Here is a 16,585-nt window from a genome sequence, read left to right on the forward strand (position 1 = left end):
GGCATCTTCGCTGAGGTGCTCGGGGTGGAGCGGGTCGGGGTCGATGACTCGTTCTTCGAGTTGGGTGGGGACTCGCTTTTAGCGATGCGGGTGGTCGCCGCGGTCAACACCGGCCTTGACGCCGGTCTGTCGGTGCGTGCGGTCTTCGAGGCGCCCACGGTGGCCGAGCTGGCGCCGCGCATCGGCACCGACCAATCCCGGCTGGCGCCGCTGGTACCTATGGCGCGTCCGACGGCGCCGTTGTCGTTCGCTCAGAACCGGTTGTGGTTCCTCGACCAGTTACAGGGACCATCACCGGTTTACAACATGGTGGTTGCGTTGCGACTGGGCGGGCGCCTCAACGCCGAAGCGCTGGGCCAGGCGCTGACCGATGTGGTGAGCCGACATGAGAGCCTACGCACGCGCTTTGTGGCTCCGGAGGGCACGCCACAGCAGGTCGTGGTGCCGGTCGAGGACGCCGACTTCGGGTGGCGGGTCGTGGATGGCAGTGGCTGGTCGGGCGGTGAGATCCAGCAGGCCGTCGACACCGCGGCGCGTCACCCGTTTGATCTGGCTGCCGAGATTCCTTTGCGAGCAACGCTTTTCCGGATCAGCGATGATGAGCATGTGTTGGTGGCGGTGGTGCACCACATCGCTGCCGATGGCTGGTCGATCACCCCGCTGGTGGCCGATCTCGGGGTGGCCTACTCGAGCCGGTGCGCCGGGCAGGCCCCGGACTGGGCCCCGCTGCCGGTGCAGTACATCGATTACACGCTGTGGCAACGCGCCCAGCTCGGTGATATGGCCGATGGCGACAGCCCCATCGCCGCGCAGTTGGCCTACTGGCAGGCCGCCTTGGCGGGTATGCCTGAGCGGCTGAATCTGCCCACCGATCGACCTCACCCCCCGGTGGCCGAAAACCGCGGTGCCAGTATGGTTGTCGAGTTCCCGGTCGATCTGCACCAACAGGTCGCTCGACTCGCCCGCGAACACAATGCGACCAGTTTCATGGTGGTACAGGCTGCGCTGGCGGTGCTGCTGGCCAAGCTCAGCGCCAGCACTGAGGTGGCGACCGGTTTCGCGATCGCCGGGCGCAGCGATTCGGCCCTCGACGGGTTGGTGGGCTGCTTCATCAACACCCTGGTGTTGCGTTTCGAAGTCGACGGTGACCCCACTGTGGCCGAGGTGCTGGCACAGGTACGCCAGCGCAGCCTGGCCGCCTACGAGAATCAAGATGCCCCGTTCGAGGTGTTGGTCGAGCGGCTCAACCCGACGCGCAGTCTGGCTCATCACCCGCTGGTGCAGGTGTTGTTGGCCTGGCAGAACTTCCCCGGCCAGGAGAACGGCCCCGTCTCGGGATTGAGCTTGGGCGATCTGCAGGTCACCCAGCTGCCGACCGAAACCCACACCGCGCGCATGGATCTCGCGTTTTCGCTGGGAGAACGATGGACTGAGGCCGGCGAGCCCGCCGGAATCAGCGGCGCGGTGGAGTATCGCACCGATGTCTTCGATGCAGCCAGCATCGAGGCGCTCATCGAACGTTTGATTCGGGTGCTGGTGGCCATGACCGCCGACCCGCAGCGGTTGTTGTCGTCGGTGAACCTGCTCGATGAGCATGAACAGGCCCGGCTGCAGCAGTGGGGCCACCAGGCGGCGCTGACCACCCCGGCCGGTACGCCGGAATCCTTACCAGCGCTGTTCGCGACTCAGGTGGCACGTAACCCGGACGCGCTCGCACTGACCTGCAACGGCCGTTCCACGACCTATGGGCAGCTGGACGAGGCGGCCAACCGGTTGGCGCACCTGTTGGCCGCTCACGGTGCGGGTCCGGGAACCCATGTGGCCCTTTTGTTCTCCCGGTCGGCCGAAGCGATCGTGGCGATGTTGGCGGTGCTCAAGACCGGAGCGGCGTACGTGCCGATCGATCCCGGCCACCCAGACGCGCGGATCGAGTTCGTGCTCACCGACTCCGCGCCGATCGCGGCGATCACCACCGCGGACCTGCGTCCGCTGCTGGACGGACACGAACTGCCGGTCATCGATATCGACGACCCCGCCATCGAGTCGCAATCCAGCACAGCGCTGCCCGCGCCGTCACCAGACGACATCGCGTACCTGATCTACACCTCGGGCACCACCGGCACACCCAAAGGCGTGGCCATCACTCACCGCAACGTCACCCAGATGCTCGGCGTACGAAACGGCCTGCCGCCGGGACAGGTTTGGACGCAGTGCCACTCGTATGTCTTCGACTTCTCGGTCTGGGAGATCTGGGGCGCACTGCTGCACGAGGGCCGGCTCATCGTGGTGCCCGAAGCGGTGGTGGCTACGCCGGAGGACTTCCACGCCTTGCTGGTCTCGGAACGCATCAGCGTGCTCACCCAGACTCCATCGGCGGTGGGGACGTTCTCCCTGGAGGGCCTGGAGTCCACGGCGTTGGTGGTGGGTGGTGAGCCGTGTCCTCCCGAGTTGGTGGAGCGGTACGCGCCCGGCCGGGTGATGATCAACGCCTACGGACCCACCGAAACGACGGTCTATGCGGCGATGAGCGCGCCGCTGGAAGCGGGCTCCGGTATGGCGCCGATCGGTTCGCCGGTGCCGAACGCAGCGTTGTTCGTGCTCGACGAGCGGTTGTGTCCGGTGCCCGCCGGAGTCGTCGGTGAGCTGTATGTGGCCGGTGCCGGCGTGGGGCTCGGCTATGTGGGCCGCGCATCCTTGACGGCATCACGGTTCCTGGCCTGTCCGTTCGGCGGTGCTGCGGCGCCAGGCAAACGCATGTATCGCACTGGGGATCTGGTGTCCTGGGGCGCTGACGGGCAGCTACGCTATCTGGGCCGCGCCGACGAGCAGGTCAAGATTCGCGGTTATCGCATCGAACTTGGCGAGATCCAAGCCGCGATATCCAGGTTGGATGGCGTCGAGCAGGCGGTGGTGATCGCCCGCGAGGACCGCCCCGGCGACAAACGGCTCGTGGCTTACGTCACCGGGACCGCTGACCCCACCACGCTGCGGGCTGCGGCCGCCGAGCAGCTACCCACCTACATGGTGCCGGCTGCGGTGGTCGCACTCGACGCGCTGCCCTTGACGGTCAACGGCAAACTCGACACCCGTGCGCTGCCGGCTCCGGACTACTCCGATATCAATCGGTACCGCGCCCCGTCGACCCTGACCGAGGAGATCCTTGCCGGCATTTACGCCAAGGTGCTCGGCGTGGAACGGGTCGGTGTCGACGACTCGTTCTTCGACTTGGGCGGGGATTCACTGTCGGCGATGCGGCTGATCGCCGCGATCAACAAGACTCTGGATGCCGGTCTTCGGGTGCGCACGTTGTTCGAGGCCCCCACGGTGGCCGGTTTGGCGCCATTGATCGGCGTCGATGAAACCCGTCCAGAGCCGCTGGTGGTGGCAGAGCGGCCAGCGGTGGTGCCGTTGTCGTTCGCCCAGAACCGGTTGTGGTTCATCGACCAATTGCAAGGCCCGTCAGCGGTTTACAACATGGCCGTGGCGTTGCGTCTGGATGGACGTCTCGATGTCGAGGCGCTCGGGCGAGCGCTTGCCGACGTCGTCGCCCGCCATGAAAGCCTGCGCACACGGTTCCCCGCACCCAAGGGGATTCCCGAGCAGGTGGTGGTCCCGGTCGAGCACGCTGACTTCGGGTGGGACGTCATCGATACCGACGGCTGGCCGGTGGACCGGTTGCATCAGGCCATCGACGGCGCGGTCCGTGAACCGTTCGATCTCGCAGTCCGGATTCCTCTGCGGGCCAAGCTCTTCCGCGTCGCCGATAACGAACACGTGTTGGTAGCGGTGGTGCATCACATCGCCGCTGACGGCTGGTCGGTCGCCCCGCTGGTGGCTGATCTGGGCGTGGCGTACAGCGCCCGGTGCGCGGGTCAGCCCCCCGGGTGGACCCCGTTGCCCGTGCAGTACGCCGATTACACGCTCTGGCAGCGCCGACAGCTCGGTGATCTCGATGATCCCGAAAGCCGCATCGCCGCACAGCTGGCCTACTGGCAGCAGGCTTTGGAAGGGTTGCCCGAGCGACTGGATCTTCCCACCGACCGGCCCTATCCGCCGGTGGCCGATTACCGCGGCGCCAAAGTGCTCGTCGACTGGCCCGCCGAGTTGCAGCAGCAGATCGTGCGGGTGGCTCGCGAGCACAACGCGACCAGTTTCATGGTGGTGCAGGCTGCACTCACGGTGCTGCTCGCGAAGCTGAGCGCGAGTTCCGATGTGGCAGTAGGGTTTCCGATCGCCGGGCGCCGCGACGCCGCGCTCGATGAGTTGGTCGGTTTCTTCGTCAACACGCTCGTGTTGCGGGTGGAGGTAGCCGGCGACCCGACGGTCGGCGAGTTGCTGGGTCAGGTGCGCGCGCGGAGCCTGGCCGCTTTCGAGCACCAGGATGTGCCGTTCGAGGTGCTGGTGGAGCGGCTCAAGCCGACCCGCAGTCTCACCCATCACCCGCTTGTGCAGGTGATGTTGGCCTGGCAGAGCAACGATCTTGCCGCCGAGCTCGATTTGGATGACCTACACGTCACGTTGATACCTGCCGACACCCAAACTGCCCGTGCGGATCTGACGTTCTCGCTTTCCGAGCGTTGGAGTGACGACATGAAGGCCGCCGGAATCGGCGGAGAAGTGGAATTTCGCACCGATGTGTTCGATGCGGCCAGCGTCGAGGCGCTGACCCAGCGGTTGGAGCGCGTGTTGACGGCGCTGACCGCCGACCCGACGCGGCGGCTGTCGTCGGTTGATGTGCTCGACGAGCACGAGCACGCCCGGCTGCAGGGATGGGGTAACCGGGCGGTCTTGACCGCGTCCACGCGGCCGGCGACATCCATCCCCATGCGGTTCGCTGCCCAGGCCACCCGTACTCCGGGGGCGGTGGCGCTCAGCTATGACGGCAGTTCGCTGACCTATCGCGAGCTCGATGAGGCGTCCAACCGGGTAGCGCACCTGTTGATTGCTCGCGGGGCGGGTCCCGGACAGCGGGTGGCGTTGCTGGTGGAGCGCTCGGCTGCGGCGGTCGTGGCGATGCTAGGGGTGCTCAAGGCCGGGGCAGCCTATGTGCCGATCGATCCGGCGTATCCCGACACGCGGATCGGGTTCGTGCTCGCTGATGCGGCACCGATCGCCGCGCTGACCACTGTCGGCCTGGCTCACCGGCTAGCTGGCCATGACCTCTTGGTCATCGATATCGACGACCCCGCCATTGATGTTCAACCCGACACGTCACTGCCGGGGCCGTTCCCGGACGACGTTGCTTACCTGATTTACACCTCGGGCACTACCGGCGTTCCCAAGGGTGTGGCCACCACCCACCACAACGTCGTTCAGCTGTTGGAGGATCTGGACGCGTACCTTCCGGCGGCCGCGGTCTGGACGCAGTGTCATTCCTACGGTTTCGACACCTCGGTGTGGGAGACCTGGGGACCGTTGCTGCACGGGGGTCGGGTGGTGGTGGTGCCCGACTCGGTGACCCGCTCGGCGGAAGACCTGCACGCCTTGTTGGTTACCGAACAGGTCGATGTCCTCACCCAGACTCCGTCGGCCGCGGGGGTGTTGTCGCCGCATGGGTTGGACGGGCTGGCGCTGGTCGTCGCCGGTGAGGCCTGCCCATCCGAATTGGTGGACCGGTGGGCGCTGGGGCGGTTGATGATCAACGCCTTCGGTCCGACCGAGACGACGATGGTCGTGACGCTCAGCGCGCCGCTGGTGCCGGCGGCGGGTCCACCGCCGATCGGCGCACCGGTGCCGGGGGCCGAACTGTTTGTGCTCGACGGCTGGATGCGTCCGGTGCCGGCTGGGGTGGTCGGCGAGTTGTATGTGGCCGGCACCGGGGTGGGCGTCGGGTATTGGCGGCGGGCTGCGTTGACCGCCTCGCGATTCGTGGCGTGTCCATTCGCCGCGGCTGGGGCGCAGGGACAACGGATGTACCGCACCGGGGATCTGGTGTCGTGGGGCCCGGATGGGCAGCTGCGCTATCACGGGCGTGCGGATGAGCAGGTCAAGATCCGCGGGTATCGCATCGAGCTCGGCGAGATCCAGGCTGTCTTGGCGGCCTGTGACGGGGTCGATCAGGCAGTGGTGATCTCCCGCGAGGACCGCCCCGGTGACAAGCGCCTGGTCGGCTATATCACTGGCTCCGCCGACCCGGCTTTTGCACGCGCACAGTTGGGTGAGCGGTTGCCCGGCTACATGGTGCCCGCGGCGGTGGTCGTGCTCGACGCGCTGCCGCTGACGGTCAACGGGAAGCTCGACACCAATGCTCTACCGGCGCCGGAGTACAGCGACGTCGACCGGTACCGCGCCCCCACTGGTGCTGTCGAGGAGATCCTTGCGGGAATTTTCGCCGAGGTGCTCGGAGTCGAGCGGGTGGGGATCAACGACTCATTCTTCGACCTGGGTGGGGATTCCCTGTCGGCAATGCGACTCATCGCTGCCGTCAATGCTGTTCTGGAAACCGGTCTTGCGGTACGCGACGTGTTCGAGACACCCACTGTGGCCGGGCTGGTCCCCCGGATCGGCGCTGGCAGCGCTGGGTTGGCGCGCTTGGTGGCAGTTGAGCGGCCGGCGGTGGTGCCGTTGTCGTTCGCCCAGAGCCGGTTGTGGTTCATCGAGCAATTGCAAGGGCCCTCTGCGGTTTACAACATGGCGGTCGCATTGCGGCTGAGCGGGCGTCTGGACGTTGAAGCGTTGGGGGCGGCGCTGGCTGATGTCGTGACCCGCCATGAAAGCCTTCGCACAATTTTTCCGGCACCAAAGGGGACTCCTCAGCAACTGGTGGTGCCGGTCGAGCGGGCCGATTTCGGATGGCGGATCACCGACGCCGACGGCTGGCCCGAGGCTCGGCTCCAAGCGGACATCGACACCGCGGTGGCAGAACCCTTCGACCTGGCGAATCAGATCCCCTTGCGCGCAAAGCTGTTCCGCGTCAGCGATGACCAGCATGTGTTGGTTGCGGTGGTGCATCACATCGCCGCTGACGGCTGGTCGGCAACGCCGCTGGTGACCGATTTAGGCATAGCTTATTCCGCCCGGTGCGCGAGGCGGATCCCCGAGTGGATGCCACTGCCGGTGCAGTACACCGATTACACGCTCTGGCAGCGTGAGCAACTGGGTGATCTCGACGATCCCCACAGTCGCATCTCCGCTCAGGTGGCCTACTGGCAGAAGGCCCTGGCTGGGGTACCTGAACGGTTGAATCTTCCCACGGATCGGCCGTACCCGGCGATCGCCGATTACCGGGGGGCCCGGGTGCCGGTGGAATGGTCCGCGAAGTTGCAGCAGCGGATCACGCAGGTGGCTCGTGCGCACAACGCGACCAGTTTCATGGTGGTGCAGGCCGCTTTGGCTGTGCTGCTTGCCAAGCTCAGCGCCAGTTCCGATGTGGCAGTCGGTTTCCCGATCGCCGGGCGCCGCGATCCTGCCCTGGATCGCCTGGTGGGCTTCTTCGTCAACACCTTGGTGCTGCGCGTCGACGTGGCCGGTGATCCCGACATCGGTGAGTTGGTGGAGCAGGTGCGCGCGCGGAGCCTGGCCGCCTTCGAGCACCAGGATGTGCCTTTCGAAGTGCTGGTGGAGCGGCTGAAACCGGCTCGGTCGCTGACTCATCATCCGTTGGTGCAGGTGATGTTGGCGTGGCAAAACAATGACTTGCCTGACGAGCTGGCGTTGGGTGATATTCAAATCGCCCGCTTGCCAGCCGAGACACGCACTGCGCGAGTGGATTTGACGTTCTCGCTTTCCGAACGTTTTGGCGAGGCCGGTGAGCCCGTCGGGATCAGTGGAGAAGTGGAGTTCCGCACTGATGTGTTCGATGCGGGCAGCGTTGCCGCCCTCGTTGACCGTTTTGAGCGGGTGCTGGTGGCGCTGACCGACGATCCGTCGCTGCGGTTGTCGAGGGTCGATGTGCTCGATGAGGTCGAGCATGCCTGGCTGGAAAAGGCCGGCAACGGGGCGATCTTGAGTGCGCCGGGTCCCGCGGACGCGTCGGTCCCGATGCTGTTCGCCGCGCAGGTGGCGCGTACCCCGGAAGCCGTGGCGCTGACATGCCGGGGCCGTTCCATGAGCTACCGGGAACTGGAGGAGGACGCCAACCGGTTGGCGCATCTGCTGGCCGACCACGGTGCGGGGCCAGGACAGCGGGTGGCGCTGCTGTCTCACCGTTCCGCCGAAGCGGTGGTGGCGATCTTGGCGGTGCTCAAGACCGGGGCGGCTTATGTGCCGATCGATCCGGCGCATCCGGATTCGCGGATCGAATTCATGCTGGCCGACGCCGCCCCAATCGCGGCGCTGACCACATTGGATCTACGCCCGCGTCTGCGCCCAGAAGAGCTGTTGATCATCGATATCAACGGTCCAGCTGTCGATGCGCAACCCAGCACCGCATTACCGCTACCTGCTCCCAGCGACATCGCCCACGTGATCTATACCTCGGGCACCACCGGTGTCCCCAAAGGTGTGGTGGTCACCCAGCACAACATCATCCAGTTGTTCGACTCACTTCAGATCAGCGTGGATCTCGCGCCGGGACAGGTCTGGACGCTGTTTCATTCGTTGGCGTTCGACTTCTCGGTGTGGGAGATCTGGGGTGCGCTGTTGCATGGGGGCCGGCTGGTTGTGGTGCCCGAGGAGGTGGCTCGCTCCCCAGAAGACTTCCAGGCCTTACTGATTCGCGAACAAGTCACCGTTCTCACCCAGACCCCCTCGGCGGCGGCGATGCTCGGTACCGACGGGTTGGAGTCGGCGTCGTTGGTGATCGGTGCGGAGCCGTGCCCGCCGGAGTTGGTGGATCGGTGGGCGCCGGGGCGGGTGATGGTCAACGTCTACGGGCCGACCGAGACGACGATGTGGGCGTCGATGAGTGCGCCGTTGGTGGCCGGTGCGGGGGCTCCGCCGATTGGGTCGCCGGTGGCGTGGGCGGCGTTCTTTGTGCTCGATGGCTGGTTGCGCCCGACACCGGTGGGTGTGGTGGGTGAGTTGTATCTGGCTGGTGCCGGGGTGGGCGTCGGGTATTGGCGGCGGGCTGCGTTGACCGCGTCGCGGTTTGTGGCGTGCCCGTTCGGCGGTGCCGGGGCGCGCATGTATCGCACCGGGGATCTGGTGGCCTGGGGCGCGGATGGCCAACTGCGCTATCACGGGCGCGCCGACGAGCAGGTCAAGATCCGCGGGTATCGCATCGAATTGGGTGAGATCCAGGCCGCGCTAAGCCGTCTGGACGGGGTCGATCAAGCTGCTGTGATCGCGCGTGAGGACCGCCCGGGCGACAAGCGCCTGGTCGGCTATATCACCGGCACCGCCGATCCGGCCGTGCTGCGGGCTGCGTTGGGTGAGCGGTTGCCCGGCTATATGGTGCCTGCGGCGGTGGTGGCGCTCGATGCGCTGCCTATGACCCCCAACGGCAAGCTCGACACGCGTGCGCTGCCGGCACCGGAGTACATCAACGTCAACCGGTACCGCGCTCCGGAAACGGCGGTCGAGGAGATTCTGGCCGGCATCTATGCCCAGGTCCTGGGACTCGAGCAGGTCGGGGTTGACGATTCGTTTTTTGATTTGGGTGGGGATTCGTTGTCGGCGATGCGGTTGGTCGCTGCGATCAATGCCGGCTTGGGTAGTGATCTTGGGGTGCGGGCGGTGTTCGAGGCGCCGACGGTGGCCGGGCTGGCACCGCGGATCGACACCGGTTCGGGTGGCTTGGCGCCGCTGGTGGTGGTGGAGCGGCCGGTGGTGGTGCCGTTGTCGTTTGGCCAGTACCGGTTGTGGGTGATCGATCAGGTGCAGGGCCCGTCGGCGGTGTATCACATGGCGGTGGCGTTGCGGTTGAGTGGATCCTTGGTCGCGGACGCGTTGGGGGCGGCGCTGGCCGATGTTGTCGGCCGTCACGAGTCGCTGCGCACCGTGTTCCCCGCACCTGACGGAACTCCCCACCAGGTGGTGGTGCCGGTCGAGCGGGTTGACGTCGGGTGGGGCGTGGTCGATGCCGGCGGCTGGCCCGAGGCTCGGCTTCGTGAGGCCGTTGACGCGGTGGTCGGTGAACCGTTCGAATTGGCCACCCAGATTCCGTTGCGGGTCAAGGCTTTCCGCATCGCTGATGCCGAGCATGTGTTGGTGGCGGTGGTGCATCATATCGCGGCCGATGGTTGGTCGATGCGCCCGTTGGTGGCTGATTTGGGTGTGGCGTATGCCGCGCGGTGCGCGGGCCAGGCCCCGGGGTGGGCGCCGTTGCCGGTGCAGTATGTGGATTACACGTTGTGGCAGCGTGCACAGTTCGGTGATCTCGGTGATCCCGACAGTCGCATCGGATCGCAGTTGGCCTATTGGCGGCAGGCGCTGGCGGGCCTGCCGGAGCGGTTGGCGCTGCCCACGGATCGGCCTTATCCGGCCGTGGCCGATTATCGCGGCGCCACCGTGGCAGTGGACTGGCCGGTGGATCTGCAGGAGCGGATCGCTGTGGTGGCTGCTGAGCATCATGCGACGAGTTTCATGGTGGTGCAGGCCGGCCTTGCGGTGTTGTTGGCGAAGCTGGGCGCCAGTTCGGATGTGGCGGTGGGCTTTCCGACCGCCGGGCGGCGTGACCCGGCTCTTGATGAGCTGGTCGGGTTTTTCGTCAACACGTTGGTGTTGCGGGTCGAAGTGGCCGGTGATCCCACGGCCGCAGAGCTATTGGCTCAGGTGCGTGCACGTAGTTTGGCCGCTTTCGAGCATCAGGATGTGCCGTTCGAGGTGTTGGTGGAGCGGCTCGACCCCGTCCGCAGCTTGAGCCATCACCCGTTGGTGCAGGTGATGTTGGCCTGGCAGAACAACGCCCCCGTCGCCGAGGCCGGTCTGGATGGTCTGCAGGTGACGCCGGTGCCGGTCGACACTCACACGGCGCGGATGGATCTGACGTTCTCGTTGTCCGAGCGCTTCACCGAGGCCGGGGAGCCGGCGGGGATTGGTGGGTCGGTGGAGTTCCGCACTGATGTGTTCGACGCGGGCAGTGTCGAGGTGTTGGTCGGCCGCTTGGGGCGGGTGTTGGAGGCGTTGACGGTTGATCCGTCACGGCGGGTGTCGTCGATCGATGTGCTCGACGCTGCTGAGCTTGCTCGCCTGGACGAGGTGGGTCATCGGCAGGTGTTGAGCGCTCAGGCGTCCGCCTCGTCGTCGATTCCGGCGTTGTTTGATGCGCAGGTGGTTCGTGGGCCGCAGGCGGTGGCGATCACGTGCGGCGAGCGGTCATGGACTTACCGCGAGGTCGATGAGGCCTCGAACCGGTTGGCGCATTTACTGGTTAACGCGGGTGCGGGGCCGGGGCAGCGGGTGGGTTTGCTGACCGAGCGCTCGGCGCAGGCGATTGTGGCGTTGCTGGCGGTCCTCAAGACCGGTGCGGCTTATGTGCCGATCGATCCCGTCCTGCCGGATGCGCGGATCGGGTTCATGGTTGTTGATGCCGCCCCGATCGCCGTTTTGACCACCAGCGGCCTGCGGTCAAGGCTGGCCGGACACGACCAGTTGGTGGTCATCGATATCGATGATCCCGCGATCGACTGCGAGTCCAGCACCGGTTTGGTGGGGCCGGCGCCGGAGGATGTCGCGTATCTGATGTACACCTCGGGCACGACCGGTGTCCCGAAGGGGGTGGCGGTCACCCACGCCAGCGTGACCGGGTTGCTGGGTTCAGTGGACGCGAGCCTTCCGTTGGCCGATCCGGTGTTCTCACAGTGGCATTCGCTGTCATTCGACGTGTCGGTGGCAGAGATCTTCGGGGCTCTGCTGCATGGCGGCCGGTTGGTGGTGGTGCCCGATGCGGTGGTGCGTTCTCCGGACGAGTTGCATGCGCTGCTGATCGACGAGGGTGTCGATGTGATCAGCCAGACCCCGTCGGCGGCGGCGATGCTGTCGGCGGTGGGGTTGGAGTCGGCGGTGTTGGTGGTCGCCGGAGAGGCGTGCCCGGCGGAGTTGGTGCATCGGTGGGCGGCGCCGGGGCGGGTGATGCTCAACGCCTACGGCCCGACCGAGACCACGGTGTACGCCGCGATCAGCGCCCCGCTGACCCCGGGGTCGGATGGGGTGCCGATCGGCGCCCCGGTGTCCGGCGCAGCGTTGTTTGTGTTGGACAACTGGTTGCGGCCCACAGCGCCCGGGGTGGTCGGTGAGTTGTATGTCGCTGGTTCCGGTGTGGGGGTGGGGTATTGGCGCCGCCCATCGTTGAGCTCTTCGCGGTTCGTGGCGTGTCCGTTCGGGGCGCCGGGGGCGCGGATGTATCGCACCGGCGATCTGGTGGCCTGGGGCGCCGATGGCCAGCTGCGCTATGTGGGGCGGGCTGATGAGCAGGTCAAGATCCGCGGGTATCGCATCGAGCTCGGTGAAATCCAGGCTGCGCTGAGCGGATTGGACGGAGTCGATCAGGCTGCCGTGATCGCGCGTGAGGACCGCCCCGGCGACAAGCGGCTGGTCGGCTATGTCACCGGCACCGCTGATCCGGCCGTGCTGCGCGCCGCGTTGGGTGAGCGGCTGCCGGGTTACATGGTGCCCGCGGCGGTGGTGGTGCTCGAGGCGCTGCCGTTGACGGCCAACGGCAAGCTCGACAAACGTGCCTTGCCGGCACCGGACTACACCGATGTCGATCGGTACCGGGCGCCCGAAACGGCGGTCGAGGAGATTCTGGCCGGCATCTACGCCCAAGTGCTTGGGCTGGAGCGCGTCGGGGTCGACGAGTCGTTCTTCGAGCTCGGCGGCGACAGCATTCTGTCGATGCAGGTGGTGGCTCGCGCCCGGGCGGCGGGTCTGCTGTGTCGCCCGCGCGATGTGTTCGTCGAACAGAGCGTGGCCCGGCTGGCCCGTGTGGCCCGGGTGAGCGACGGTGCGGCCGACGTGGTCGACGAGGGCATAGGCCCGGTGGTGGCGACCCCGATCATCGGCTGGCTGGCCGGCGTGGACGGCCCGACAGCCGAGTTCAACCAGACCGTGGTGGTGCAGGCCCCGGCCGCGGCGACGCAGGCCGATGTGGTGGCGCTGCTGCAGGCGTTGCTGGATCGGCATGCCATGTTGCGCCTGCACGTCGAGGACGACGGCGCTGGAGCGTGGGCGCTGCACGTGTCCGAGCTGGGGTCGGTGCCGGCGGCTGAGTGTGTGCAGGTCGTCGACCAACTCGATGACGCGGCGGTGATCGCGGCGCGGTCGCGGTTGGACCCTGCGGTCGGCAGGATGCTCAGTGCGCTGTGGGTGGCTGCCACCGGTCAGTTGGTGTTGATCGTGCACCATCTGGCGGTTGATGGGGTGTCGTGGCGAATCCTGTTGGAAGACTTGAACATCGCCTGGGCCCAGCATCACAGTGGGCAGCCGATCGACCTGCCGGCGACCGGGACGTCGTTCGCCCGCTGGTCGGCGCTGCTGGCCGAGTACGCACACGATTCGGACGTCGTGGCGCACGCCGACGCGTGGCGACAGGTGGCCGCCACCCCCGCGATGCTGCCCGCGGTGCAACCGGGTGTTGATACGTTCGCCACCGCTGGGCACTTGTCGGCGCAATTGGATGTCGCGACCACCCGGATGCTGCTGGGGGAGGTGCCGGCGGCGTTCCACACCGGAATCCAGGACATCTTGTTGATCGGGTTCGGGTTGGCGGTCGCTGAATTGTTCGGTAACCCGGCGTTGGTGGGCATCGATGTGGAGGGCCACGGCCGGGTTGAGGAATTGGCCGACGGGGTGGACCTCTCGCGTACGGTGGGCTGGTTCACCACCAAATACCCCGTCGCACTGAACATGCCAGCCCTGGACTGGGCGCACGTCATCGCCGGCGGGCCGCGTCTGGAGGCGGTGGTCAAAGACGCCAAAGAACAACTGCGCGCGCTGCCCGATGGCCTGACCTACGGGTTGTTGCGCTACCTGAACCCCCACGCAGCTGTGGATGGTGCCGATCCGGTGCTCGGGTTCAACTATCTGGGTCGGTTGGGTGCAGCGGCCGGGCAGGACTCTGAGGAGTTGTGGCGCCTGTGTTCGGAAGGCGCAGCGCTGACCGGTGCGGCCGCGGCGATACCGATGCCGCTGATGCACACCGTGGACCTCAACGCCGCCACCGCCGACACCGCAGAAGGTCCCCGGTTGCACGCCACCTGGACCTGGGCACAATCAGCGCTCAATCACGCGCAGGCCGAGCGGTTGAGCCGGTTGTGGTTCGAGGCGGTGCGCGGGATCTGCACGCTGGTGCAAGCCGGCGGCGGCGGATTGACGCCCACCGACGTCCTGCCCGCCCGGTTGAGCCAGTCCCAACTCGACGAACTCTCGCAGCAGTTCCACATCGCTGAGGTGTTGCCGTTGACGCCGCTGCAGCAAGGGCTGCTCTTTCATGCCGGCACCGCGCACGGCGACGACGTGTACGCGGTGCAACTCGATGTCACCATCGCCGGCGCACTGGATGCACAGCGACTGCACGAGGCAGTTCACCTGGCGGTCAAGCGCCATCCTCATTTGGTCGCCCGATTCTGCGACCAATTCGACGAGCCGGTACAGATCATCGAGGTCGATCCCGAACTGCCCTGGCAATGCGTCGAACTGGAGGCTGACGGAGACGATCTCGACAGGCAGGTGCGTGAGGTTTGCGCTGCCGAGCGTGTCGCGGTGGGCGACCTGAAAGAGCAGCCGCCCTTCCGGGCGGTGCTGATCCGCACCGGGCGGGATCGACACCGGTTCGTACTGACCAATCATCACATCGTGATGGACGGCTGGTCGCTGCCGCTCGTGCTGAGCGAGATCTTCGCCGGCTATTACCGCCAGCCACTCCCACCAGCGGTTCCATACCGAAGGTTCGTCGACTGGCTGTCCGAGCTTGACCTCGATGCTGCCCGCGCTGCCTGGGCACAGGTGTTAAGCGGGTTTGACACCCCGACCCTGGTGGGCCCGCCAGACCGAGTGGGGCTGGTCACCCGGGGGGTGACCGTGCATCGACTCCCTGAGCAGACCACCCGCGCATTGACCGACCTGGCCCGCTCAGGCCGCACCACCGTCAACACGGTGTTGCAGGCCGCCTGGGCCCAGATGGTGAGCTCACTGACCGGTCAACACGACGTGGTCTTCGGCACCGTGGTATCCGGACGCCCAGCCGAGTTGACGGGCGCGGAGTCGATGGTGGGGTTGTTGATCAACACTGTGCCGGTGCGCGTCACGCTCACTGGGACCGCCACCGCGAACGAATTACTCGAGCAGCTGCGAACGAATCAGCATCGCACCCTGGAGCATCAACATCTGCCGCTACCGGAGATTCACCGGCTCACCGGCCACGACCAGTTGTTCGACACCTTATTCGTCTACGAGAACTATCCCATCGACACCGCCGCATTCTCAGCTGAGCAAGAGCTGGCCGTCACCGAGTTCAGCACCCGTGAACACAACCACTATCCGTTGACCATGGCTGCCGCACCGGGCCGCGAACTGACGCTTCGCATCGAATACGACACAGAGGTATTCGATCCGGTCGGCATCGAAGCCCTGATCGAACGGATGGAGCGGGTGCTGGTGGCCATGACCGCCGACCCGACACGGCGGCTATCAGCGATTGATCTGCTCGACCAGCATGAGTACAGCAGCCCGCTGGGGCGGGCCAACCGCGGGGCTTTCACTGCGCCGCCACCGTTGGCGGTGTCGATTCCGGTGTTGTTCGACACCCAAGTCACCCGGGCCCCGGAGGCCGTAGCGATCACCTGCGACAGCGAATCGGTCACTTACCGCGAGCTTGACGAGGCCTCGAACCAGTTGGCGCATTTGCTGATTGATCACGGAGCTGGTCCGGGGCAACGAGTGGCGGTGCTGGTCGAGCGCTCCGCGCAGGCCATCACCGCGATGCTGGCGGTGCTCAAGACGGGGGCGGCGTATGTGCCGATCGATCCGGCCCATCCGGACGCCCGGATCGAGTTCGTACGCGACGATGCAACGCCTATAGCAGTCCTGACCACGGCGCGGATGCGGCCCCGGTTGGCTAGGCGTGGCGAACTGGTGGTCATCGATATCGACAGTCCGGCCATCGATGTCCAGCCCAGCACTCCGCTGCCGGTGCCGTCGCCCGACGACATTGCCTATTTGATCTACACCTCGGGTACGACGGGAACCCCGAAAGGTGTTGCGGTGGCGCACCGAAACGTGACCGGTCTACTGCAGACGCTGCAGGCCGAGGTGGGCCCGAATCAGGTTTGGTCGCAGTGTCATTCGTTGGCGTTTGACTTCTCGGTGTGGGAGATCTTTGGGGCGTTGCTCAGTGGGGGCCGGCTGGTGGTGGTGCCCGATGCGGTGGTGCGCTCGCCCGAAGAACTTCATGCGGTGTTGGTGGCCGAGCAGGTTGGTGTGCTCAGCCAGACCCCGTCGGCGTTTTATGCCCTGCAGTCCGCCGATGGGTTGGGCCCGGAGTTGGGTGATCAGCTCAAGCTTGAGACGGTGATCTTCGGCGGGGAGGCGCTCGAGCCGGCTCGCCTGGGAGGGTGGTTGGGTCGTCATCCGACCTCGCCGCGGTTGCTGAATATGTATGGCATCACCGAGACCACGGTGCATGCCTCGCTGCGGCAGATCACCGCCGACGATATCGATAGTGCGGTGTCTCCGATCGGGGTGCCGTTGGCGCACTTGGGCTTTTTTG

General features: G+C 66.3%; 1 protein-coding gene (cut by a window edge). It reads left to right on the forward strand.

Translation table 11 applies throughout. The features are described from left to right. The coding region annotated (locus A5650_RS14035) for a non-ribosomal peptide synthetase (RefSeq protein ID WP_067292206.1) crosses the window boundary (this coding region is incomplete at its 5' end): on the forward strand, positions 1-16,585 show 16,585 of its 43,185 nt. The annotated region continues 26,600 nt past the right edge of the window.

Source organism: Mycobacterium sp. 1164985.4 (genome assembly GCF_001668575.1).
Lineage (GTDB): Bacteria > Actinomycetota > Actinomycetes > Mycobacteriales > Mycobacteriaceae > Mycobacterium.